Source organism: Lysobacter sp. DMC97 (assembly GCF_056313745.1).
In genome coordinates this window covers 603,973-627,668 of the sequence record NZ_JBQUZR010000002.1, presented here as the reverse complement: position 1 = coordinate 627,668, position 23,696 = coordinate 603,973, and the positions used below count along the sequence as shown (strand labels likewise).

Genomic DNA, 23,696 nt, shown 5'->3' with positions numbered 1-23,696 from the left:
CCGCAGGGCGCCGGGCGATTGTACGGAGGCCCCCCTCGGAAAGGCACGCCACCTGAACGCCGCCGCCCGTGGCGGTTCAGGCAGCCCCGCCCGCGCCCGTCGTGCAGCCCCCTTCACCGTCCGCACGGAACCGATCCATGGCCCTCGTCTTCACCCTCCACGGCGCGCCCGCCGCCGATGCCCCCCGCCACGCCGTCGACTGCCTGGTGATCGGCGTCTTCGCCGACCAGTCGCTGACCGCGACCGGGCAGGCGGTCGACGCCGCCACCGGCGGCCGCCTCGCCGCGCTGGTCGCCCGCGGCGACGTCTCCGGCAAGACCGGCCGCACCGCGCTGCTGCTGGACCTGCCCGGCGTGGCCGCACCGCGGGTGCTGGCGATCGGGCTGGGCGAGGTCGCCAAGTTCGGCGTGCCGCAGTACCTCAAGGCCGCCGCCGACGCCGCCCGCGCGCTGAAGGACGGCGCCGCCGCCAACGCCCTGTTCACCCTGAGCGAAGTGCCGGTGGCCGGCCGCGACGCCGCCTGGGCCGTGCGCCAGGCCGTGGTCGCCATCAACCACGCCAGCTACCGCTACAGCGCCACCCTCGGCGAGAAGAACCGCGACAAGGGCGCCAGCAAGCTGGCCGCCGTCGCCATCGCCGGCACCGACGCCCACGCGCTGGCGCAGGGCATCGCCATCGCCGACGGCGTGGCCTTCACCCGCGAGCTGGGCAACCTGCCGCCGAACATCTGCAACCCGGCCTACCTCGCCGAGCAGGCGCAGGCGTTCGCCGCGCAGTACGCGAAAGCCGAATGCGACGTGCTGGACCGCGCGCAGATGGAGGCCCTCGGCATGGGCTCGCTGCTGGCCGTGTCCCGCGGCTCCGCCAACCCGCCGAAGCTCATCGTGCTGAAGTGGAATGGTGCGCCCGGCACCGGCGGCGCCAGCGCCAGACCCTTCGTGCTGGTCGGCAAGGGCATCACCTTCGACACCGGCGGCATCAACCTCAAGACCCAGGGCGGCATCGAGGAGATGAAGTACGACATGTGCGGCGCCGCCACGGTGCTGGGCACGTTCGTCGCCGCCGCGAAGATGAACCTCCCGGTCAACCTGATCAGCATCGTCCCCGCGGTGGAGAACATGCCCGACGGCATGAGCTACCGCCCGTCCGACGTGCTGACCAGCATGTCCGGCAGGACGATCGAGGTCGGCAACACCGACGCCGAAGGCCGCCTGATCCTCTGCGACGCCCTGACCTACGCCCAGCGCTTCGAGCCGCAGGCGCTGCTGGACGTCGCCACCCTCACCGGCGCCTGCGTGACCGCGCTGGGCAAGTACGCCGCCGGCCTGATGAGCAAGCACGACGACCTCGCGAACGAACTGCTGGCCGCCGGCGAGCAGGTCTTCGACCGCGCGTGGCGCCTGCCGCTGTGGGACGAGTACCAGAGCCAGCTCACCTCGGCCTTCGCCGACGTCTACAACATCGGCGGCCGCAACGCCGGCGCCATCACCGCCGGCTGCTTCCTCTCCCGCTTCGCCGAAGGCCAGCGCTGGGCGCACCTGGACATCGCCGGCGTCGCCAACGACGACGGCAAGCTCGGCATGGCCACCGGCCGCCCGGTGGGCCTGCTGACGCAGTGGCTGCTGGACCGGGTGCAGGGCTGACGATGCCCCGCGCCGACTTCTACCTGATCCAGAAGCCGCGTTTCCGCGAGGAGCCGCTGCGGCTGGTGTGCGAGCTGGCGCGCAAGGCGTACGACGCGAACCTGTGGACGCTGGTGCTGGCGCGCGACGCCGCGCAGGCGGAGGCGCTGGACGAGCTGCTGTGGGCGTTCGACGAGGACGCCTACATCCCGCACCAGATCGCCGGCACCGACGACGAGGACGACCTCACGCCGGTGCTGATCGCCGCGCCCGACGACGACGTGCCGCTGCGCGCGCTGGTGATCAACCTGCGCGACGCGCCGGTGGACGGCAGCTTCGAGCGCGTGCTGGAGGTCGTGCCCGCCGACGAATCCGCGCGCGGCCCGCTGCGCGAACGCTGGAAGCAGTACCAGGCGCGCGGGCTGGAAGTGAAGAAATACGACATGTAAGCCCACTCCTGTCATCCCGAGCGCAGCGAGGGACCTGCTTCTTCCTCTTCAACGGTTGAAAAGCAGGTCCCTCGCGATGCTCGGGATGACAAAGAAAAAGAACACGACTCAGAGTTAAGACATCATGACCACGCTCGCCTCCGGCTACGAACCCAGGGATTTCGAATCGCGCCTCTACGCCGAATGGGAGGCGAGCGGCATCTTCGCGCCGCAGGGCGATGGCCCGGCGTACACCATCCTGCTGCCGCCGCCGAACGTCACCGGCACGCTGCACATGGGCCACGCGTTCCAGCACACGCTGCAGGACGCGCTGATCCGCTACCACCGCATGCGCGGCTGCCGCACGCTGTGGCAGATGGGCACCGACCACGCCGGCATCGCGACCGAAATGGTCGTCTCGCGCAACCTCGCGCTGGAAGGCAAGGGCGAGACCCGCGATTCGCTGGGCCGCGACGCCTTCATCGACCGCGTGTGGGAATGGAAGCAGCAGTCCGGCGGCACCATCGAACGCCAGATGCGCCGCCTCGGCGCGTCCGGCGATTGGTCGCGCAGCGTATTCACGATGGACCCGATCGCGTCCGACGCGGTGATCGAAGCGTTCGTGAAGCTGCACGCCGAAGGCCTGATCTACCGCGGCCAGAAGCTGGTGAACTGGGACCCGGTGCTGAAGACCGCGATCTCCGACCTCGAAGTGGTCAGCGAGGAAGAGAACGGCTTCCTGTGGTCGATCGCCTATCCGCTGGCCGACGGCGAAACCTACGAACACGTCGAGCATGACGCCGACGGCAACGAGACCCTGCGCGAGACGCGCGACCGGCTGATCGTGGCCACCACGCGCCCCGAGACGATGCTGGGCGACGTCGCGGTGATGGTGCATCCGGAAGACCCGCGCTACGCGCACCTGATCGGCAAGGACGTCGTCCTGCCGCTGTGCGACCGCCGCATCCCGATCATCGCCGACGACTACGTCGACCGCGCTTTTGGCACCGGCGTGGTGAAGGTGACACCGGCGCACGACTTCAACGACAACGCGGTTTGGCAGCGGCACGTCGGTAGTGGCGTTTTCGATGGACAGCTAAATCGCGGGCTAATCAATATCTTCACGCCTGACGCGAAGATTAAATCCAGCACTTTTGATGACTTTACTTGGCGTGCCAGAGCAGAATCGCCTGAAGGTTTTGGCGTTTCTGACCCCCGAGTTATTACGGGCATCACTACTGACAACATCCCGGATAAGTATCGCGGCCTCGATCGCTTCGATGCCCGCAAAGTCATCGTCGCCGACCTCGAAGCCGCCGAGCTTCTGGTCGAGACGAAACCGCACAAGCTGCAGGTGCCACGCGGCGACCGCACCGGCCAGGTGATCGAGCCGTATCTCACCGATCAGTGGTTCGTGAAGATGGATGAGTTCGCGCGCCGTGGCCTGGAACTGGTCGAGAACGGCAGCGTGAAATTCGTGCCGTCGAACTGGATCAACACCTACCGCCACTGGCTGGAGAACATCCAGGACTGGTGCATCAGCCGCCAGCTGTGGTGGGGTCATCGCATTCCGGCGTGGTACGACGATGCCGGCAACGTGCACGTGGGTCGCACCGAGGCCGAGGTGCGCGCGAAGGTCGGCGACATCCCGCTGCGTCAGGACAGCGATGTCCTCGAAACCTGGTTCTCCTCCGCACTGTGGCCGATCAGCACCATGGGCTGGCCGAATCCCGAGGCGATGCGCGCGCGCGGCTTCGACGCGTTCGTGCCCAGCAGCGTGCTCGTCACCGGCTTCGACATCCTGTTCTTCTGGGTGGCGCGCATGGTGATGATGACCGACCACTTCATGCCGGAAGCCGCCTCCGACGCCGAGCGCGTGCCGTTCCGCGACGTGTACATCACCGGCCTCGTCCGCGACAAGGACGGGCAGAAGATGTCGAAGTCGAAAGGCAACATCCTCGACCCGCTGGACATCATCGACGGCATCACCGAGGCGGAGTTGGTGGCGAAGCGCACCACAGGCCTGATGAACCCGAAGATGGCCGAGAAGATCGAGACCACCACCCGGAAGGATTTCAAGGGCGGCATCGCGCCGCACGGCGCCGACGCGCTGCGCTTCACCATGGCCGCCCTCGCCGGCCCCGGCCGCGACATCAAGTTCGACATGGCCCGCTGCGAGGGCTACAAGAACTTCTGCAACAAGCTGTGGAACGCCACTCGCTTCGCGCTGATGAACACCGAAGGATTTTCGCTCCCCTCTCCCACCGGGAGAGGGGCCGGGGGAGAGGGTCCGATTGCCGGCGAAGGCTCCCCTGCCGTCGGACCCTCATCCGGCGCTTCGCGCCACCTTCTCCCGCAGGGAGAAGGAAGTGCACTCGTGCCGAAAACCGACGCCGAACGCTGGATCCTCTCGCGCCTGGCGAAGGTGTCGGCCGAGGCCGCGACCCATTTCGCCGACTACCGTTTCGACCTGCTCTCACAGGCGCTGTACGAGTTCGCATGGAACGAGTTCTGCGACTGGTTCGTGGAACTGGCGAAGCCGGCGCTGAACGGCGACGATGCGGAAGCGGCCGCCAGCACGCGCCACACGCTGCTGCACGTGCTCGAAGCGCTGCTGCGCCTGCTGCATCCGCTGACCCCGTTCGTGACCGAGGAACTGTGGCGCCACGTCGCGCCGAAGCTCGGCATCGAAGACGCGAGCATCTGCGCCCGCGCCTACCCGCAGGCCGCGGACTTCGACGCCGCAGGCTACGCCTCGGCCGAAGCCGACATCGAGTGGTTCAAGGCCGTGGTGTCGGCGGTGCGCAGCATCCGCAGCACGCTGGGCATCTCGCCGTCGAAGAAAATCGTGATGCTGCTTGACGGCGGTGATGCAGGCGATCGCGAGCGAATCAACAAATTTGCCGATCCGCTCGCTTTCTTGACGAAACTCGAAAACGCATTCTGGCTTGATGAAACCAATCGCGGCGCAAGCGGATCTTGTGCGTCAGGCGTCGTAGGTTCGCTCGTACTCTTGGTGCCGTTGGAAGGCCTGGTCGATCTCGACGCCGAACGCACGCGCCTCGACAAGGAGATCGCCAAGGTGTCCGGCGAGAAGGACAAGAGCGAGGCCAAGCTCGCGAAGTTCGGCGGCAACGTGCCGCCGGCGGTGGTCGAGCAGGAACGCCAGCGCCTCGCCGACTGGACGACCAAGCTCGCCGCGTTGCAGGAACAACGCGGGCGGCTGGGATGAGCCGCGTGATGCGCCGCTTCGCGCACACGATCGCGTTCGCGCTGGCGTGCTCGGCGACGTGCGCGCTCGCGGGTGCACCGCGCGCGGACGACGCCGCGATCGCGCGCCTGCGCCAGGCGATGGCGCAGGACGCGCGCTACACCGCGACCTGGCCGAAACTGCGCTGCCTCGATTTCATGGTCGAGGCCACCACGCAGGCCGGCCGCGACATCGCCGTGATGGAACGCCACGGCGGCGACTGCGCGGGCGATCCGGCGACCGCACCGGTGGTGGACCGCTTCCGCGTCCCAGCCGGCAAGGCGCCGGTGCTGCTCTACGATCCCGCCGAAGACACGTACGCGCCGTATCACCCGGCGCACTGAATCTTTGGCTCGGTAGAGCGGCCTTCAGGCCGCTGCTCTTGCTTTCCGTCGAGAGATTTACGGAAAAAGCAGCGGCCTGAAGGCCGCTCTACCGATATCGATCGGAGCCGCCAGAGGAACGGCATCGCCTTGGCGCGCCGAAACACCCTACCCCTCCAGCAACTCCATCGCCATCACGATCGCGTCCTCGCTGCCATGCGCGCGAGGCAATCACGCAGGCGTATTTTTTCCGCATTTCCGGACATGCGGCCGGCGTCGTGTCAGGCCCGGTTCAATGTGTAAATTTTTTGTAAATCCGAGGGTTTCACCCTATGGACGGGCATGCAGTGCATCCGTCTAATCCACTGCGTCGTGGCCACGGCATCCGAACAAATCGAATCCATCAACGAAAGGAAACAAGATGAGCCACATCATGAAAACCGCATTAGTGCTGGCATTGGCGCTGGGTGGTGCGATGTCGACCGGCAGCGCATCGGCCCGCCCGATCTACGGACCGATCACGCCGCGACCGCCGACCCTCGCCCTGGTCTGGTATTGCAACTATCTGAATACCGTGACCGGCTACACCTACATCATCGAGATGCCGTACGGCCAGGCCTGCCACAGCAACGATCCGGATGACGATCTCGTCAATTCGTGGCTCGCGCCCCCCGGTGGCGTCCTCATTCCCTGAGCCATGGCTGACGCCGCCTCATGCGGCGTCGGCTTTCAATCCGTCAGCAACTCCATCGCCATCACGATCGCGTCCTCGCGACCCATGTTCGCCGGGTAATAGCGCGGGCGGCGGCCGATCTCGTTGAAGCCTTCGTCGTGGTACAGCGCGATGGCCTTCGGGTTCGACGGCCGCACTTCGAGGAAGATGCGCGCGGCATGCTGCTGGCGCGACAGGCGGATCAGCGCGCGCAGCAGGCGCCGGCCGTGGCCGTGGCCCTGCGCTTCGGGCGCGATGCAGATGTTGAGGATGTGCGCCTCGCCGGCGGCCACGCTCAGGATGCCGTAACCGATCACCACCTCGCCGTCGACCAGCAGCCATGCCGGATAGCAGGCGTTGAGGCAGTCGCGGAAGATGCCGACGGTCCACGGGAAGGCGTAGGCGCGGGTCTCGATCGCCATGACCATGTCGAGGTCGCTCTCGCGCATCGCGCGGAGCGTGGTCGACGGTGGCCCGTCCGCCTTCCCTGGAGAGCGCTCGGCGTTCACGCGGTCGTGCGCCTCAGCGCGCGCAGGTGCGGCCACAGCGCGCGCTTGGCCGCGGGATCGCGCCGCAGTGCCTGCGGCGACGGCCAATCACGTGCGAGCATTGCGGCGTCCACCGCATGACGGGCGCGCCCGGCGGCGCGCAGCAGGGCGAGCAGCAGCGGATCGTCGAACGACATCGCAGGCGTGGAAGGCGTGTCGGCAGCGGACACGGCGGTCGGCGGAACGGCCTGCGTCGTCGCGACCGGCGCGGCCGCGGCCATGCGCTGCACCGGCAGCCCCAGCGCCGCCAGCATCTCGCACTGCAACGGATCCCAGAGCGCCGCGTTCACGCCGCCTCCGCACCCGCGCCGCGACGCGCCATGCGTCGGGCGATCAGCGGCCCGAACAGGGCGAAGGTGGTGAACACCGCCAGCAGCACCTTCGGCGCGTCGATCACCAGGCCGATGATCGCCAGGATCACCAGCAGCGGCACGATGAACGGCACGCGGTCGGCCTGCGGGCCCTTGCCGCCCTTGAAGCTCGGGTAACGGAAGCGACTGACCATCAGCAGGCCGGCGAATACCGTCACCGCCAGCGCCGGGTAGCGCAGTTGTTCGCCGGTCCAGCCGAGGTCGTGCAGGGTCCAGACGAAGCTGGCCATCAGCCCCGCGGCCGACGGCGACGGCATGCCGATGAACCAGCGCTTGTCGACCGTGCCGACCTGGCTGTTGAAGCGCGCCAGCCGCAGCGCGGCGCAGGCGGCGTAGAGGAACGCGCCCAGCCAGCCGATCTTGCCCAGCGTCGGGCCGTCGAGCTTCATCGACTCCAGCGCCCAGTGGTACATCACCAGCGACGGCGCCATGCCGAAACTGATCAGGTCGGCCAGCGAGTCGTACTGCACCCCGAACTCGGTCTGGGTGTTGGTCATCCGCGCCACGCGGCCGTCCAGGCCGTCCAGCACCGCGGAGACGAAGATCGCCACGCAGGCGGCCCCGAAGCGGCCCTGCGAGGCGGCGATGATCGCGAAGAACCCCGAGAACAGCGCGCCGGTGGTGAACAGGTTCGGCAGCAGGTAGATGCCGCGGCTGCGGCGGGGCGGGGGGGTGTCGACGGCGCTCATGGGCGCAGTGTAACCGGAGCGCGCGGCGCCCGAACCGGGGCCGAATCACGAACCGGCATCGGCGCCGCCCGTGCTTGCGCCGGTCGTCCCGGGGTGTTGCAATCGCGCCGTTGCAGGGGGTTCCATCCGCCATTCCACAGGTAACGCCATGATCCGCGCGCTCCGCTTCGCCCTCCTCGCCGCTTCCGTCCTGGCCGCACCGGCCGCCTTCGCCGGCGATGTCTACCAGTGGAAGGACGCGAACGGCGTGACCCACTACTCGCAGACCCCGCCGGCGCAGGGCAAGTACCAGATGCGGTCGATCAGCCAGCGCGAGGGCACCGCGCCGGCGCAGGCCGCCCCGGCCAGCCAGCAGCAATCGCCCCAGTGCGCCACGGCCCTGCGCAACATCGAACTGCTGCAGAGCGGCAGCCGGCTGCAGATGGACAGCAACGGCGACGGCCAGGCCGACCACGACCTCAGCGACGACGACCGCCAGAAGCAGCTCGACATCGCCCAGACCGTCGCCCGCGTGAACTGCGGCCAGGCCAAGCCCGCGCCCTGACCCGCGGCGGCCACGGCCGGCCCGCCCCGGAGCGCGGGCCGGCGACATCGGGCAAAATGGGGAATTCGACCCCCCGCGAGCCCGTCCGATGCGCCTGTCGCAGTTCCATCTCCGCACCGAAAAGGAAACTCCCGCCGACGCCGAAGTCGTCAGCCACCAGCTGATGCTCCGCGCGGGCATGCTGCGCAAGCTGGCCGCCGGCCTCTACACCTGGAGCCCGCTGGGCCTGCGCGTGCTGCGCAAGGTCGAGGCAGTGGTGCGCGAGGAAATGGATCGCGCCGGCGCGATCGAACTGCTGATGCCGACCATCCAGCCGCGCGAGCTGTGGGAGGAAACCGGGCGCTGGCAGAAATTCGGCGGCCAGCTGCTGAAGATCAAGGATCGCAAGGAGGCCGAATACTGCTACGGCCCCACCGCCGAGGAAGTGATCACCGATTTCGCGCGCCAGGAACTGAGCAGCTACAAGCAGCTGCCGGTGAACTTCTACAACATCCAGACCAAGTTCCGCGACGAGATCCGCCCGCGCTTCGGCGTGATGCGCGCGCGCGAGTTCCTGATGAAGGACGCGTATTCGTTCCACATCGACGATGAGTCGCTGCACGCCGAATACCGCAACATGTACGACACCTACGGCCGCATCTTCACGCGGCTGGGGCTGAAGTTCCGCGCGGTCTTCGCCGACACCGGCGCGATCGGCGGCAGCGCGTCGCACGAATTCCAGGTGCTGGCCGAATCCGGCGAGGACGCGATCGCCTACGCTGTCGACGGGAATGGTTCGGACGGCTCCGATTACGCCGCGAACATCGAACTGGCCGAAGCGGTGTCGCCGGGCGAGCGCGGCGCCGCCACCGAAACACTGCGCAAGGTCGAAACCCCGACGCAGAAAACCTGCGAGGACGTCGCCGCGCTGCTCGGCATCCCGCTGCAGCGCACGGTGAAGTCCGTGGCGATCATGGGCAGCGACGCCGACGGCGTGCCGCAGTTCGTGCTCGCGCTGGTGCGCGGCGACCACGTCGTCAACGAAATCAAACTGGCGAAACTGCCCGGCCTCGGCGAATACCGCCTCGCGACCGAAGCGGAAATCCTCGAACACCTCGGCAGCGAACCCGGTTTCCTCGGCCCGATCGCGCCGAAGAAATCGATCCGCGTGGTCGCCGACCGCACCGTCGCCGCGATGCACGATTTCGTGGTCGGCGCGAACGAAGCGGGTTATCACATCGCCGGCGTGAACTGGGGCCGCGACGTGCCGGAACCGGACCATGTCGATGATATCCGTAACATCGTCGCCGGCGATCCCTCGCCCGACGGCAAGGGCACATTGGCCATCGCGCGCGGCATCGAGGTCGGCCACGTGTTCGCACTCGGCCGCCGTTATTCCGAGGCGATGGGCATGACCGTGCTCGACGCCGCCGGCAAGGCCGCGATTCCCGCGATGGGCTGCTACGGCATCGGCGTGAGCCGCATCGTCGCGGCCGCGATCGAGCAGAGCCACGACGCCGCGGGCATCGTCTGGCCCGAGCCGATGGCGCCGTGGCAGGTTGCCATTTGCATGATCAACCCGAAGAACGACGCGGCCGTCACCGCCGCCGCGCAGGCGCTGTACGACGAATTGAATGCCGCCGGCGTGGAAACGGTGCTCGACGATCGCGGCCTGCGTCCGGGGCCGATGTTCGCGGACATCGAACTGATCGGCATTCCGCACCGCGTAGTAGTGTCGGAACGCGGCCTCGCCACCGGCACGTTCGAATATCGCGCGCGCCGTGCGAGCGAAGCCGAATCGCTGAACCGTGACGCGCTGCTGCATCGATTGCTGCCGCACCACGATTGATTCGCGGCTCGCCCGGCGCGAGAATCCGCAAACACGTCGAGCATTATTCCGAGACACGACGCCGGTTTTCATGAATCGACCGGTTTTGATAGGCCTCGCGAATGGATTATGATCGGCGTCCTCCCCGCGGTTTCTCCGCCCGGAGATTCCCACCGTCATCCGGAGTCACAATGGCATTCGATCTCAAAGGGTTCTCGCAGAAGGATCTGGATTCGCTGATCAACCAGGCCCAGAAGCAGAAGACCGCGCTCACCAAGCGCAAGCCCGTCGCCGGCGTCCGCAAGAAGCTCGCCGCGCTGGCGAAGGCCGAGGGATACACCATCGCCGAACTGTTCGGTGGCGCGAAGGCTGCCACGGGCGGCAAGGCGGCCAAGGCGTCGAAGACTGCGGGCAGGAAGGTCGCGCCGAAATACCGCAATCCGGCCAATCCCAAGGAAACCTGGACCGGCCGCGGCAAGCAGCCGCGCTGGCTGGCCGAGCAGGTCAAGAAGGGCAAGAAGGTCGAAGAGTTCCTGATCAAGAAGTGAGTCGTCGATCCGTCGCGAAACACCTTCGCGACCTTCGATCGGAAACGCCGGCGCATGCCGGCGTTTTTCGTTCATGGCATCGGGAAATCGGCGAGACCGGATAATCGGGAACGGATGCGCGCCGGGCGACGCTCAGAGATTCCGTCGCGTGGGAATCAGGATGTTGCCGAACAACAGGCCGGCGACCAGCGCCAGCAGGATGTTGAGCGCGGCCAGTACCGCGGTCTGTCCCGCTTCCATGCTGCCGCCCTGCACCAGCGCCAGCAGGCCGCGCAGGCTCGCGCTGCCGGGCACCAGCATGATGATCCCGGGCAGGCGCACCAGCGCGCCGGGACGATTCGACCAGCGCGAGAAGGCGTTGCCGGCGGCGGTCATCGCCAGCGCCGCGACGAACACGCCGACCGTGGTGCCCCAGGCGCCGCCGACGAATCGCGAGATGAGATAACCCGTGACCGCGGCCAGCATCACCACCGGATAATCGCGGCGACGGGTGCGGAACAGCACCGAGAACGCATAGGCGCCCAGCACCAGCGCGAGGCCTTCCACCCAGTCGGGCTGCGGCCGCAGCGCGCGCACCTCGGGCACGAGGCCGATCATCTCGGCCGCCGTGAGCGCCACCATCATGCCGATGGCGAGCTTGAGGATGGTGGTCATCGCGCCGGCGAAACGCGCGGTGCCGGAGACGAGATTCTGGTTGGTCAGTTCGTTGACGGCGTTGGTCAGCGACATGCCGGGCATCAGCACGATCAGCGACGAGATGATGACGGTGTTGAGGTTGAGCGGGCCGACGAACGTGGCGACCAGCACCGCCACCGTGCCGGCGACCATCGCGGCGATGGCATCGCTGGCTTCCTTCAGGCGCGGCCGGTTCTGCGTGGCCCATTCGAGCAGGCCGATCAGCAGGCCGGTCAGCCCGGCGACGGCGATGTCCAGCCACGGCAGGCGCCACAGCCCCGCCACCGCGGCCGCCGACAGACCGAACGCGGACACCGCGATCATCTGCCCGCGCCAGCCGGGCGGACGATCCAGCGCGCGCAGCGCGGCGTGTCCGGCTTCCAGGTCCAGCGCGCCGCCCATGACCGCCTCGGCGATGCGGTCTGCTTCGCAGAGTTTGTAGAGGTCGGTCTCGCCGGGCGGCAGCCGCACCACGCGCACGGTGTCGCGACGGCCGCGGCCGGCTTCGCCGAAGGACAGGATCATGCCGGTGGGGTTGGACCACACGCCGCACTCCAGGCCCAGCCGCGACGACACCGCCATCACCGCGCCTTCGAGGCGGTGCGCGGTGGTGCCGTAGGCGTGCAGGCGGCCGGCGAGTTCGACCACGAAATCGACGCGCGTGGCGTGGTCGTGGCGCTCGAGGGCGACGTTCATGGCGAAGGGCGGTTCCTGCGGGACAGCAGTCCGGCATGGTACCCGATCACCTCCCCCGCCCCGGACGTGCGCTCAGGGCAGCGGTTCAGCCGCCGTCCACCGCTGCAGCACCGCGGCGAAGCGGTCCGCGGCCTCCGGCGCGTGCGCGAAGAACAGCGACGGTTCGGTGAGTTCGAGTTCGAGCAGCCGCGGCGCGCCGTCGGCGTCGCGGATCAGGTCGATGCGCACGTACGGCAGCGGCCCGCCGGTGCGGGCGTGCAGCGCGGCGAGCACCGCCTCGCCCGTGCGCAGTTCGTCGGCGTCGGGCGTGCGCGCGGCGATCGCCTCGGGCACGGCGGTGTGGTCGAGCCCCGTCGCGTCCGGCCGCAGCAGTGCGGCCTTGCGGATCGCGTGACTGAAGACGCCGTCGAAATACAGCAGCGCGGTTTCGCCGCGGACGTCGACCGCGTCGAGATACGGCTGCAGCATCGCGTCGCGGCCGGCATCGAGCAGCGTGCCGACGTGGTTGGCGGCGGCCAGCGCCTGGTCGCGGCGGTAGCGCTGGGTGTCGCGCGAGCCGGCGCTGACAGTCGGCTTCACCACGATCTCGGCGGCGTCGGGAAACGCGGCGAGGCAGGCGTCGATCGCCGGCAGCGGTTCGGCGTCGGGCGCGACGAACCGCGTCGGCACCACCGGCACGCCGGCGGCCTCGAGATCGGCGAGGTAGCGCTTGTCGGTGTTCCAGCGCACGACCTCGATCGGATTCAGCAGCCGGGTCGTGCAGGCGATCTGCGCGGCCCAGTGCAGGAAGGCGTCGCGCCGCAGGTGGTAGTCCCACGGCGAGCGCAGCACCACGGCGTCGTAGCGGGCCCAGGAGACGGTGGCATCGTCCCAGGCGCGGACTTCGGCCAAGAGCCCGGCGCGGGCGCAGGCGTCGAGCAGCGGCGGCAGGTCGTCGTCCAGTGCGGCGGAGACGATGGCGGTGACGAGGGCGATGCGGGGCATGGGCCGATTCTAGCCGGCTTGCCCTGGCCGGCCCGCGGTGCCGATGCCCGGCATGCCCCCTGCCCCAAAGTACGGTGTCGTCGGTCCGGACCCCGGCGCTACACTGCACGGCCCGTGGATCGCCCCCACCCGATCTTCCCTGTCCGATCCGCTCACCGAGGAGCCCCGATGACCCGCCCGCAACACGCGCCGTGCCGCAAGGTGCCGGCATGAGCACCCGGAAAGTCTTCCCGAGCGCCGCCGCCGCGCTCGACGGCCTCGTCGCCGACGGCCAGACCCTCGCGGTCGGCGGTTTCGGCCTCTGCGGCATCCCCGAAGCGCTGATCGCCGCCCTGCGCGATTCCGGCGTGACCGGCCTGACCGCGATCTCCAACAACGCCGGCGTCGACGGCTTCGGCCTGGGCCAGCTGCTGACGACCCGGCAGATCAAGAGGATGATTTCGTCGTACGTCGGCGAGAACAAGGAATTCGAGCGCCAGTTCCTCTCCGGCGAACTCGAACTGGAATTCAACCCGCAGGGCACGCTGGCCGAGCGCCTGCGCGCCGGCGGCGCCGGCATCCCGGCGTTCTTCACCCGCACCGGCTACGGCACCGTGGTCGCCGACGGCAAGGAGACCCGCCAGTTCCCCGACGGCCACTGGTACGTGCTGGAGACCGCGCTGAAGGCCGACGTCTCGCTGGTGAAGGCGTGGAAGGCCGACAAGGCCGGCAACCTGGTGTTCCGCAAGACCGCGCGCAACTTCAACCCGGCCTGCGCGATGGCCGGCAAGGTCTGCGTGGCCGAAGTCGAGGAACTGGTCGAGATCGGCGGCATCGATCCGGACCACGTGCACCTGCCCGGCATCTACGTCGACCGCATCGTGGTCAATGCCACGCCCGAGAAACGCATCGAACAGCGCACCGTGCGCCAGGGAGAGAAGTGATGGCCTGGACCCGCGATGAAATGGCGCAGCGCGCCGCGCAGGAACTCACCGACGGTGCCTACGTGAACCTCGGCATCGGCCTGCCGACGCTGGTGGCGAACCACATCCCCGACGGCATGGACGTGTGGCTGCAGAGCGAGAACGGCCTGCTGGGCATCGGCCCGTTCCCGACCGAGGACGAGGTCGACGCCGACCTCATCAACGCCGGCAAGCAGACCGTCACCGCCCGCCCCGGCGCCAGCTACTTCGGCAGCCACGATTCGTTCGCGATGATCCGCGGCGGCCACATCGACCTCGCCATCCTCGGCGCCATGCAGGTCACCCACCAGGGCGACCTCGCCAACTGGATGGTGCCCGGCAAGATGGTCAAGGGCATGGGCGGCGCGATGGACCTCGTGGCCGGCGTGCGCCGCGTGGTGGTGCTGATGGAGCACACCGCGAAGAACGGCGAGCACAAGATCCTGCCGCAGTGCACGCTGCCGCTGACCGGCGTGGGCGTGGTCGACCGGGTCATCACCGACCTGGCGGTGTTCGACGTGACCGCCGACGGCCTGAAGCTGCTGGAAGCCGCGCCGGGCGTCACCGTCGACGAACTGCGCGAGAAGACCGGCGTGCCGTTCGCCGCCTGAGCGGCCCGGTCCGCAGGCGTTCCCCCGGAAGCCGGCCCTGCGCCGGCTTCCGTCGTTTCCGGGGTCGGATCAAGGCGGCGGGCCGGCGGCGTCCCGTACAATGGCCGCATGCTGCCCGAGTCGACCTTCCTCGCCAACCAGCTGCTGATCGCCGTCCCGTCGCTGGCCGACCCGACCTTTTCGCGCACCGTCGCCCTGATCTGCCGGCACGATGCCGACGGCGCGATGGGCCTGGTGCTCAACCGCCCTTCCGAATACACGCTCGGCGACGTCCTCGACCAGATGGGCATCGCCGACGGCGACCTGCGCCTGCGCAGCGAGCGGGTGCTGGCCGGCGGGCCCGTGCACGGCGAGCGCGGCTTCGTGCTGCACGACGGCGACGGCCGCTGGGATTCCAGCCTGCAGGTCACCGACGGCCTGCACGTGACCACCTCGCGCGACGTGCTCAACGCCCTCGCCCGCGGCGAAGGCCCGCGCCGCGCCACCGTGGTGCTGGGCTGCGCCGGCTGGGGCGCGGGGCAGCTCGAACAGGAGCTGGCCGACAACAGCTGGATCACCGCCGACTACGACCCCGCGCTGCTGTTCTCGCTGCCGCTGGAGGCGCGCTGGGAAGCCGCCGCCGGCCACATCGGCGTCGACATCCGGCGGATGACCGACTACAGCGGCCATGCCTGAGCCGCTGCGCGCCGACGCCACCCTCCTCGGCTTCGACGTCGGCGCCCGCCGCATCGGCGTGGCGGTCAGCAGCGGCTTCGGCTTGGGCGCGCGCGCGCTGGCCGTGGTCGACGTGCACGACGACCAGATCGACTGGAAGGCGGTCGAGAAACTGCATCGCGAATGGCGCCCGGCCGGCTTCATCGTCGGCGACCCGATGACGCTGGACGGCGGCGACCAGCCGATCCGCCAGCGCGCCCGCGCCTTCGCCCGCGAGCTGCGCACGCGCTTCGCGCTGCCGGTCGTGATGATGGACGAGCGCAACAGTTCCCAGGAGGCCGCCCGGCGCTTCGCCGCCGAGCGCGCCGACGGCAGGCGCAGGCGCCGCGACGCCGATCTCCTCGACGCGGTGGCCGCGGCGGTGATCGTCGAACGCTGGCTGGCCTCGCCGCACGACGCCATCCCGATCGAGGAGTGAGCCCGATGACCCCGAACAGCCTCTTTCCGAATACGCTCGGCTACAAATCCGAGCTGCAGACCGACGCCGAGGGCGTGCTGCACCACCTGCTCACGCTCGACGGCATGAGCCGCGCGACGATGTCGCGCCTGCTCGACCGCGCCCAGGAATTCGCCAGCGGCCAGGCCGCGCCCGACGCGCTGCGCGGCACCGCGGTCTGCACGCTGTTCTTCGAGCCATCCACGCGCACCCGACTGAGCTTCCAGCGCGCCGCGCAGAACCTCGGCGCGGACGTGCTGAACTTCGACGCGGCCACGTCGTCCACCACCAAGGGCGAGACCGCGCGCGACACGCTGAAGAACATCGAGGCGATGGGCGTGCGCGGCTTCGTGATCCGCCACCACGAGGACGGCGTGCTCAACGAACTCGCGCGCCACATCGATCCGGAGACGCGCCTGATCAACGCCGGCGACGGCCGCAGCGCGCATCCCACCCAGGGCCTGCTCGACATGCTGACCCTGCGCCAGCGCTTCGGGAAGGACTTCTCGCGGCTGAAGGTCGCGATCGTCGGCGACGTGCTGCACTCGCGCGTCGCGCGCTCGGACCTGCACGCGCTGCGCACCTTCGGCGCGGGCGAGATCCGCATCTGCGGCCCGGCCGCGCTACTGCCGCCGGTGGACGACAGCGGCGGCATGCTCCACGGCTGCACCGTCACCGACGACTTCGACGAAGCCGTCGAAGGTGTCGACGTGCTGATGATGCTGCGGCTGCAGCGCGAGCGCATGGAGCAGGGCCTCGTCGCCTCGCTCGACGACTACCACCGAGACTACGGCCTGACCGCGGCCCGCCTGCAGCGCGCCGCCGCTGGCGCCGCGGTGATGCATCCCGGCCCGATCAACCGCGGCGTGGAGATCGACGACGTGGTCGCCGACGGCCCGCAGTCGCTGATCCTGAAGCAGGTGGCGAACGGCGTCGCCGTGCGCATGGCGGTGCTGGAATCGCTGCTGTTCAAGCCGAAGCCCGAAGCGGGCTGATCGCCTTTCGTTCCGCGGTGCCGACCGCCGGGCGCGCTCAGCCCGGCGCGCCTTCCAGGCGGCGTGCGACGCGCACCGCCGGCCGGCTCGGCAAGGAATGGCGCAGGATCCGCCAGATCACCTGCCCGAACTGCTTCGGCAGCGAGCCGGTGTTGTAGTGCTGACCATAGCGCGCGCAGATCTCGCGCACCTCGACCGCCATCGCCGCGTAACGGTTCGCCGGCACGTCGGGATAGAAGTGGTGCTCGACCTGATGGCTGAGGTTGCCCGACATGAGGTCCATCCAGCGCCCGCCGGTGAGGTTCGACGAGCCGCGCAACTGGCGCAGGTACCAGTGGCCGCGGGTTTCGTTGATCACCGACTGCTTGGAGAACGTCTCCACGTCCGCGGTGAAATGGCCGCAGAAGATGATCACGTACGTCCACACGTTGCGGATGACGTTGGCGACGACGTTGCCCAGCAGCACCGGCAGGAAGAACGGGCCGGCCAGCAGCGGATAGAAGACATAGTCCTTCACGATCTGCCGCGCCATCTTGCGGCCCACCGGACGGAACTGCGCGCGCATCTTCGCGAACGGCACCTTGCCCGTGAACCAGCGGCCGATGCGCAGGTCCTGGATCGCCACGCCCCACTCGAATAGCAGCGCGAAGATGATCGCGACCACCGGCTGCGCGAGGTGGAACGGCTTCCAGCGCTGCTCGGGGAAGATGCGCAGCAGGCCGTAGCCGATGTCGTCGTCCATGCCGCGGACATTCGTCCACGTGTGATGGCGGTAGTTGTGGGTCTTGCGCCAGTTGTCACCGGTGCCGGCGATGTCCCACTCGTAGGTCTTGCCGTCGAGGTTGGGGTCGCGCATCCAGTCGTACTGGCCGTGGATGACGTTGTGGCCCAGTTCCATGTTCTCGAGGATCTTCGACAGCCCCAGCAGCAGCGTGCCGACGATGCAGGCCGTGAGCGGGCCCGCCAGCGTGTAACCGCCGAGCAGGCCGCCGGCGATCGCGCCGCCCCACAGCGACAGGCGCCCGAGCAGGCCGGTCCAGCGCACCGCGGCGTAGATCCGACGGATGTAGTCGGCGTCGCGCTGGCCCAGCGTCGCGACGGTGCGCGCGCGGAGGGCGTCGAGTTCCTGGCCGAAGCGTTCGAGTTCCTCGGCACCGAGGGGGCGATTGGAGACGGTCATGAGAGGGCCACGGGAAAAGTGATTCAGAGATCGAGCACGAGGTCCGTGCGCGCGCTGTTCGTGCACAGGCGCAGCGCGGAGACCGGCTCGTGTTCGACGTCGCCGGTATGCAGATGACGGGTGACGCCCGCCTGCTTGCCGCAGGCGCAGGTGTTGCAGATGCCCATGCGGCAGCCCGAGGCGGGCTTCAGGCCGGCGTCTTCCAGCGCGGACAGCAGCGACACGCCGCGCGGCACGTCGAGCGTGCGCCCGCTGCGCGCGAGGGTCAGCGTGACCTGGCCAATGTCCTCGGCCTCGGCGGCGATGCGCGCCGGCGGCGTGAAGGCTTCGGCATGGAACGTCTTCGCCCGCGTGCCGGCCAGCGCCCGCGCCGCGGCGACGAAGCCGTCGGGGCCGCAGGCGAACACCCGGCGCGTGGCGAGATCGGGGCAGATCGCGTCGAGCAGCGCGGCGTCGATGCGCGCCTGGCGCGCGGTGTCGTCGGCCACGGCATCACGGGTCAGCACCGGCGCGAATGTGAAGTTCGGATGGCGTGCGGCCAGCGCGCGCAGTTCGTCGACGAAGCACTGCTCCTCGCGGCTGCGGGCCCAATACGCCAGCGTGATCGGCACCGGCATGCCCGCGGCGGCCTGCGCGCGCAGCATCGCCATGAACGGGGTGATGCCGCTGCCCGCGGCGAGGAACAGCCAGGCGCCGTCGGGATTCGCCGGCAGCGTCATGTCGCCGAACGCCGGCCCGAGGTCGAGCACGTCGCCGATCCGCGCCGTTTCGCACAGGTGCCGGCCGAGCTTGCCGCCGGGGATCGCCTTCACCGTGATCGCGATGCGGCCGTCGGCGCGGGGCGCGTCGCTGAGGCTGTAACTGCGGGTGACGCGGGTGCCGTCGATCTCGGCGGAAACGTTCAGGTGCTGCCCCGGCAGGAACCCGCGCCAGTGGCGGTTGGGCTGGAGCACGAGGGTACAGGTGTCGCGCGATTCGGCCCGGCGCTCGACGATCCGCGCCAGCGGGCGCGACCACGCCCAGGTCGGATGCAGGCGCGAGGCCCAGAAGTCGAAGGCCTGGGGGGCCAACATGACACCGGCCAGGCGCCCGAGCAGGCGCGGGCGGGACGGGGGGACGAAGGGAGAGACGGCGGCCATGGCCCATCAATATACAGACGGAAATACAGTTGTCTATACATTTGTGCATTCAGGAACGGGGCTATGATGCGAAGCCGTCCGTCCGGCCGCCACCCGTGACCTCTCCGCCCTCCGCCGAACCCATCGAATCCGCCGATTCCGGCGCGCCGTCCGGGCGCAAGGCCTCCATCTCGCGCGACGACCTGCTCGCGGCGGCCCTGCGCCTGATCGGCCCGCACCGCAGCGTCTCCAGCCTGAGCCTGCGCGAGATCGCCCGCGAGGCCGGCATCGCCCCGAACAGCTTCTACCGCCAGTTCCGCGACATGGACGAACTGACGGTGGCGCTGATCGACCTCTCCGGCCGCTCGCTGCGCACGATCATCGGTTCGGCGCGGCATCGCGTGACCACGCAGCGCGGCATCGTGCGCACGTCGATCGAAACCTTCATGCAGCAGCTGCGCGCCGACGACAAGCTGCTGCACGTGCTGCTGCGCGAGGGCATGGTCGGCTCGGACGCGTTCAAGCAGGCGGTCGACCGCGAACTGACGTTCTTCGAGGAAGAACTGCGCCACGACCTGGTGCGGCTGGCCGCAGTCGAGGGCAAGGTCCTCTACGAACCGGCGCTGGTGTCGAAGGCGATCACCCGGCTGGTGTTCGCGATGGGCGCGACCGCGATGGACCTGCCGCGCGAACGCGACCCCGAACTCGTCGACCAGATCAGCACGATGGTGCGGATGATCATCTCCGGATCGGGCGCGATCTCCGAAGGCAGGAAAGCGGCGAAGTCGAAGAGTTAGGCCGACCCACGTCGATCAACAGTGCCGGAATCAGTTAGATGGCAGTCTTCGACATGGCAGAGAGGCGCCTGCTTTGAAGCAGGCACCTCCGCGCAGCTTCACCCTATTCTCCAAGCCGCTGCACCGCTTTTCTGTCGAAGTTCAACTCATTCTCTCCGAGTCTGACCTTGGCGGACGTCGCGGCTCCAAAGAGCGCTTCAGCGAGATGAGATGCCGGCGTTTTCGGCCCGTCCGCATCCGCGCCGGAGGACTGGAACAGACCTGCGGAGAGCCGCGCAGCCAGCAATTCGGGGAAAGGCTCCTCGGAACTCGACTTCCACTCCAGCACTGTCTCCGCGAGCCAGGAAGCCCGCTCGATATCGAGGCGGAACTGCTGCAACTTGAACTCCGAGTCGGCAATCCTCTGTAGCCAGCGATTGAGCCAGCCGAGATACCAAGATCCCAAGGCGATCGCAGCAGCCGCATAAGAGCCGGACTTGATGATGAGCGCGATGGCTTCTTGCGTGTACTTGTGCGTGTCAGGATCGACGGATATCTTGCTGCCGTAATAGAACGAAGCCCCGGCGAGTAAAATAAAACCAGCAGCCGAGGCCGCATTCACTATCAGATATTGCTTTCTTGTTGTTCCAGACAAATTGAAGTTTTCAAGACGCTCTTTGGCCAACTGGAGAAGACTGGATCTTATCTCGCGCCTGACATGTGTATTGTTTCTATCATCGAGGGACTTTTTTAAATCATTTATGGCGACTTCCTTTTCATCAAGGGCCGCACGCCTTTTCGCACTTTCAGATTCCGCTCTTGCACGCTCGTCATCGATGCTTTTTCTCGCATCAGCGAGAAGACTGTCATAATGCTCCTGCCTACGGCGCTCGTTTTCGGAATGCTCAAGATCCAATTTCTTCCTATGACGATCAGTGTCTTCGATTAAATGTGCAGCAACGCTCTCCATTTTTTCAAGAATCAAACCCCGATCGCTATCGATATCAAAGCTAGAAGATAGAGACCCAGTAGTCAGCGGCCCCATCAAAACACGAGAAAAAAGCGCATCTGCTTTCAGAAACTTAGCTTTGTCTCTCGGAGACCCGTTCCGATACCCTTCTGTATTTGGAAAAGATATTGTAACTTTATCTAATCCTGTTTTCCCCTGATCCTCAAGCCTCGCAAGATTCCAACTGGTGTCATCTATATTTAACTTGGCAAACCGTATTCCATACCCAACCAGCCCAATTACCTCATTCAAAAGCTGCCCATCAATGGGGTGAGAAAACTGATCTTTAAATTCTATCGAACACTCGTCATTAGCATACGCATCTCTTATCTGCTCGAACGCTCGAACAAGATCTCTATCATTGAGCTTCCGCACATATCTTTCAATCATCTCAGAACCTCATCCTTAGATTTCCAAGAAAATCCTATCAGCATTAATGACGCTTCTGCGCCAACAACCACGGCCACAGCGCCGGCGTGCCCGAGTACGCCGGGTCCCAGCTGTTGTGGTTGGCGTCGGGGAATTCGGTGTAGCGCACGTCGCCGCCGGCGGCCTTGAACGCGGCTTCGATCAGGCGATCCTCGCGCGGCGGGACCAGGTCGTCCTTCGCGCCGTGGAAGATCCACACCGGCATGTGTTTCAGGCGCTGCGCCAGCGCGGCGGCGGGATCGGGCTCGTCGCGCAGCGGCGTGACGTACAGATCACGCTCGTCGCGCGGCGCAGTGAGTGCGCCGCAGACCGGCACCAGCGCGGCGAAACGATGCGGCTGCATCAACGCCAGTTCCCAAGTGCCGTAGCCGCCCATCGACAGGCCGGTGAGGTACGTGCGTTTCGGATCGCCGTGGAACTCGCGCGTCGCGGCATCGAGCGCGGCGAAGGCAATGTCCGCGGCGGTGCCTTTCCAGTCGTTGTCGTCCGGCGCCTGCGGGAACACCACCACCGCCGGGAAGTCGTCCGCATGCGCGCGCAGGTACGGACCCACGCCCACGCGCGTTTGCTTGTCGCCGTCGCTGCCGCGCTCGCCGGTGCCGTGCAGGAACATCACCACCGGCACGCGCCCGTGGCGGAAGCGCGCGGCCGGCACGAACACCTGGTAGCGCCGATCGGCGCCATCGACGTGCACGGTGCGTTCGACGAACGCACCGCCGGCATCGCCCACGACGGGCGCGGTGGCGCAGCCTGCGAGCGTCATCAGCGCCGCGAGGGCGATCAGTGCGAGGCCGCGGACGATGCGGTGTGTTGCACGTAGACGCGATAGGCCCATGGCGCCAGCTCCAGCGAAGTCGAGGCGTCGAGTGTCGCCGATCCTCCGCTGAAATGCTCGGTGTAAACGCCATGGAACAGCGTCTGTTCGAAGCGCACCGTCTGCGGCTTCGCCGACAGGTTGAACACCGCGAACACCTTCGCCTGCGCGTCCTGGCGCACGAAGCTCAGCACTTCGGCGGGACGATCGTTGGGCACGTGCTGCATCAGCGCGCCCCAGCGGCCGTTCCACAGCGGCGAGGTCGATTTCTTCAGGCGAATGAGATCGGCGTACAGCGCGCCGTTGGGATGCGTGCGCCAGACGATCGGGTCCTTCTCGAAGAATTCGAGCCGCTTCGTGTTGCCCGCTTCCTGGCCGTTGTAGAGCATCGGGATGCCGTCGGCCACGAACGACAGCACCATCGCCGCCGGCAGCGCCTCGCCGAACTGCTCGAACTCGGTGCCTTCCCAGCTGTTCTTGTCGTGGTTGCTGACGAAGGTCATGCGCATGCCGCCGCGCGGATAGTAGGCCTCGTTCCACGAGTAGTAGACGCGGAACGTGCCCACGTCCGCCTGTCCCTTCGCGACGTGCAGCATCGCGTCGTACCAGCTCCACGCATAGGTCGCATCGAACGCCTTCGCGTGCAGGTCGCGCGATTCCCATTCGGCGAGCATGAAGACGGGCTTGACCGCATCCAGCTCGGCGCGGACGTTGTTCCAGAAATCCAGCGGCACGAAGCCCGCCACGTCGCAACGGTAACCGTCGACGCCGATCTCGCGCACCCAATAGGTCATCGCGTCGGTCATGTACTTGCGCAGGTCCGGGTGGCTGTAGTCGAGGTTGACGATGTCGGTCCAGTCCCACCACGGCGTCGAATGGAAATCGCCCTTCCAGTCGCGCGCGTACCAGTCGGGATGCTGCGTCATCAGCGGGTTGTCCCACGCGGTGTGGTTCGCCACCCAGTCGAGGATCACGTGCATGCCCTGCGCGTGCGCGGCGTCGACGAAATGCTTGAGGTCCGCCTTGGTGCCGAACTCGGGGTTCACGCCGTAGTAGTCGCGCACCGAATACGGGCTGCCCAGCGTGCCCTTGCGGTTCTTCTCGCCGATCGGATGCACCGGCATCAGCCACAGGATGTCGACGCCCAGCGCCTTCAGCCGCGGCAGTTCGCGCTCGGCGGCACGGAACGTGCCTTCCGGCGTGAACTGGCGGGTGTTGATCTGGTACAGCACCGCGTCCTTCGTCCACTCGGGATTCCTGAGCGTGATGTAGGGCTGCGGGCGGTAGCGCGGGTCCTGCTCGGCGGCACGGTCGTCCACGTCGGGCCTCGGGGCGGATGCAGTGGGAGCGGCGGCGAAGGCGGTGCCGGCCATGGCGGCGAGCGCGAGGCACGCGGTCGCGAGGAAGGTCGTCGGGCGCATGGGCGGGCTCCGGAAAGGTGCGTCCGGTGTACGCAGCCGGCGCCGCGCGGTCAAC

The 23,696-nt window shown here is 67.8% G+C and carries 23 protein-coding genes and 1 pseudogene; 14 read left to right on the top strand and 10 right to left on the bottom strand.

Annotated features, from left to right (window positions below; genetic code table 11):
* Positions 1–137: 137 nt before the first annotated feature.
* The 5 genes from ACT53Q_RS05705 (at position 138) to ACT53Q_RS05685 (ending at position 6,317) form a co-directional block, all read left to right on the top strand.
* On the top strand, positions 138–1,643 hold the full coding sequence (locus tag ACT53Q_RS05705) for a leucyl aminopeptidase (protein ID WP_476185692.1): 1,506 nt from the start codon (positions 138–140) through the stop codon (positions 1,641–1,643).
* Between the two features lie 2 nt (positions 1,644–1,645).
* Positions 1,646–2,071, top strand: a complete 426-nt coding sequence (locus ACT53Q_RS05700; protein ID WP_476185691.1) for a DNA polymerase III subunit chi — start codon at positions 1,646–1,648, stop codon at positions 2,069–2,071.
* 124 nt (positions 2,072–2,195) lie between these two features.
* Entirely contained in the window at positions 2,196–5,282 is a 3,087-nt protein-coding gene (locus tag ACT53Q_RS05695) for a valine--tRNA ligase (RefSeq protein WP_476185690.1), read from the top strand.
* The gene (locus tag ACT53Q_RS05690; RefSeq protein WP_476185689.1) at positions 5,279–5,644 is read left to right on the top strand and encodes a hypothetical protein; all 366 of its coding nucleotides are present in this window, start codon (positions 5,279–5,281) and stop codon (positions 5,642–5,644) included. The genes ACT53Q_RS05695 and ACT53Q_RS05690 overlap by 4 nt, the downstream gene beginning before the upstream one ends.
* A 400-nt stretch (positions 5,645–6,044) precedes the next feature.
* Entirely contained in the window at positions 6,045–6,317 is a 273-nt protein-coding gene (locus ACT53Q_RS05685; RefSeq protein ID WP_476185688.1) for a hypothetical protein, read from the top strand.
* A 35-nt stretch (positions 6,318–6,352) separates the two neighbouring features.
* Here ACT53Q_RS05685 and rimI read toward each other — a convergent pair whose 3' ends face one another.
* Genes rimI through pssA form a run of 3 tightly spaced genes read right to left on the bottom strand, consistent with a single transcriptional unit; the run spans position 6,353 to position 7,943 of the window.
* Positions 6,353–6,784, bottom strand: coding sequence for a ribosomal protein S18-alanine N-acetyltransferase (gene rimI, locus ACT53Q_RS05680; protein ID WP_476185687.1), 432 nt, complete (start codon positions 6,782–6,784; stop codon positions 6,353–6,355).
* 56 nt (positions 6,785–6,840) lie between these two features.
* Positions 6,841–7,173, bottom strand: a complete 333-nt coding sequence (locus ACT53Q_RS05675; protein ID WP_476185686.1) for a hypothetical protein — start codon at positions 7,171–7,173, stop codon at positions 6,841–6,843.
* Entirely contained in the window at positions 7,170–7,943 is a 774-nt protein-coding gene (pssA, locus tag ACT53Q_RS05670; protein ID WP_476185685.1) for a CDP-diacylglycerol--serine O-phosphatidyltransferase, read from the bottom strand. Before pssA ends, ACT53Q_RS05675 begins: the two co-directional genes overlap by 4 nt.
* A gap of 148 nt (positions 7,944–8,091) precedes the next feature.
* Here pssA and ACT53Q_RS05665 point away from each other — a divergent pair, with 148 nt between their 5' ends.
* The 3 genes and pseudogenes from ACT53Q_RS05665 to ACT53Q_RS05655 all read left to right on the top strand — a co-directional run.
* A complete protein-coding gene (locus ACT53Q_RS05665; RefSeq protein ID WP_476185684.1) occupies positions 8,092–8,487 on the top strand; it encodes a DUF4124 domain-containing protein in 396 nt (131 codons plus the stop codon).
* Between the two features lie 88 nt (positions 8,488–8,575).
* Positions 8,576–10,315, top strand: coding sequence for a proline--tRNA ligase (locus ACT53Q_RS05660; protein ID WP_476185683.1), 1,740 nt, complete (start codon positions 8,576–8,578; stop codon positions 10,313–10,315).
* A 170-nt stretch (positions 10,316–10,485) separates the two neighbouring features.
* Positions 10,486–10,839 (top strand): annotated as a pseudogene (locus tag ACT53Q_RS05655) (H-NS histone family protein); the annotation flags it as partial.
* A gap of 135 nt (positions 10,840–10,974) precedes the next feature.
* Here ACT53Q_RS05655 and ACT53Q_RS05650 read toward each other — a convergent pair.
* Positions 10,975–12,213, bottom strand: a complete 1,239-nt coding sequence (locus ACT53Q_RS05650; RefSeq protein WP_476185682.1) for a threonine/serine exporter family protein — start codon at positions 12,211–12,213, stop codon at positions 10,975–10,977.
* Between the two features lie 72 nt (positions 12,214–12,285).
* The gene (locus tag ACT53Q_RS05645) at positions 12,286–13,197 is read right to left on the bottom strand and encodes an ATP-grasp domain-containing protein (RefSeq protein ID WP_476185681.1); all 912 of its coding nucleotides are present in this window, start codon (positions 13,195–13,197) and stop codon (positions 12,286–12,288) included.
* Positions 13,198–13,406: 209 nt separating this feature from the next.
* On the opposite strand from ACT53Q_RS05645, the gene ACT53Q_RS05640 reads away from it, so the two are divergent.
* The 5 genes from ACT53Q_RS05640 (at position 13,407) to ACT53Q_RS05620 (ending at position 16,894) form a co-directional block, all read left to right on the top strand.
* Positions 13,407–14,120 (top strand): CoA transferase subunit A, encoded by a 714-nt coding sequence (locus ACT53Q_RS05640; protein WP_476185680.1) that lies wholly within the window; start codon positions 13,407–13,409, stop codon positions 14,118–14,120.
* A complete protein-coding gene (locus ACT53Q_RS05635) occupies positions 14,120–14,749 on the top strand; it encodes a CoA transferase subunit B (protein WP_476185679.1) in 630 nt (209 codons plus the stop codon). Before ACT53Q_RS05640 ends, ACT53Q_RS05635 begins: the two co-directional genes overlap by 1 nt.
* 108 nt (positions 14,750–14,857) lie before the next feature.
* A complete protein-coding gene (locus ACT53Q_RS05630; protein ID WP_476185678.1) occupies positions 14,858–15,424 on the top strand; it encodes a YqgE/AlgH family protein in 567 nt (188 codons plus the stop codon).
* Entirely contained in the window at positions 15,417–15,881 is a 465-nt protein-coding gene (gene ruvX, locus ACT53Q_RS05625) for a Holliday junction resolvase RuvX (RefSeq protein WP_476185677.1), read from the top strand. The genes ACT53Q_RS05630 and ruvX overlap by 8 nt, the downstream gene beginning before the upstream one ends.
* A 5-nt stretch (positions 15,882–15,886) precedes the next feature.
* On the top strand, positions 15,887–16,894 hold the full coding sequence (locus tag ACT53Q_RS05620; protein ID WP_476185676.1) for an aspartate carbamoyltransferase catalytic subunit: 1,008 nt from the start codon (positions 15,887–15,889) through the stop codon (positions 16,892–16,894).
* Between the two features lie 37 nt (positions 16,895–16,931).
* Here the strand turns inward: ACT53Q_RS05620 and ACT53Q_RS05615 are convergent, their stop codons facing one another.
* On the bottom strand, positions 16,932–18,074 hold the full coding sequence (locus tag ACT53Q_RS05615) for a fatty acid desaturase family protein (RefSeq protein ID WP_476185675.1): 1,143 nt from the start codon (positions 18,072–18,074) through the stop codon (positions 16,932–16,934).
* 23 nt (positions 18,075–18,097) lie between these two features.
* The gene (locus ACT53Q_RS05610) at positions 18,098–19,213 is read right to left on the bottom strand and encodes a ferredoxin reductase (RefSeq protein WP_476185674.1); all 1,116 of its coding nucleotides are present in this window, start codon (positions 19,211–19,213) and stop codon (positions 18,098–18,100) included.
* Between the two features lie 95 nt (positions 19,214–19,308).
* On the opposite strand from ACT53Q_RS05610, the gene fabR reads away from it, so the two are divergent.
* The gene (fabR, locus tag ACT53Q_RS05605; protein ID WP_476185673.1) at positions 19,309–19,989 is read left to right on the top strand and encodes an HTH-type transcriptional repressor FabR; all 681 of its coding nucleotides are present in this window, start codon (positions 19,309–19,311) and stop codon (positions 19,987–19,989) included.
* Positions 19,990–20,092: 103 nt separating this feature from the next.
* Here the strand turns inward: fabR and ACT53Q_RS05600 are convergent, their stop codons facing one another.
* The 3 genes from ACT53Q_RS05600 to ACT53Q_RS05590 are packed head-to-tail and all read right to left on the bottom strand — an operon-like array spanning position 20,093 to position 23,641.
* Positions 20,093–21,367 carry a hypothetical protein gene (locus ACT53Q_RS05600; protein WP_476185672.1) on the bottom strand — a complete coding sequence of 425 codons (1,275 nt, stop codon included), beginning with the start codon at positions 21,365–21,367 and terminating at the stop codon, positions 20,093–20,095.
* 43 nt (positions 21,368–21,410) lie between these two features.
* Positions 21,411–22,241 carry a carboxylesterase family protein gene (locus tag ACT53Q_RS05595; RefSeq protein WP_476185671.1) on the bottom strand — a complete coding sequence of 277 codons (831 nt, stop codon included), beginning with the start codon at positions 22,239–22,241 and terminating at the stop codon, positions 21,411–21,413.
* The gene (locus ACT53Q_RS05590) at positions 22,187–23,641 is read right to left on the bottom strand and encodes an alpha-amylase family glycosyl hydrolase (RefSeq protein WP_476185670.1); all 1,455 of its coding nucleotides are present in this window, start codon (positions 23,639–23,641) and stop codon (positions 22,187–22,189) included. The genes ACT53Q_RS05595 and ACT53Q_RS05590 overlap by 55 nt, the downstream gene beginning before the upstream one ends.
* Between the last annotated feature and the right edge of the window lie 55 nt (positions 23,642–23,696).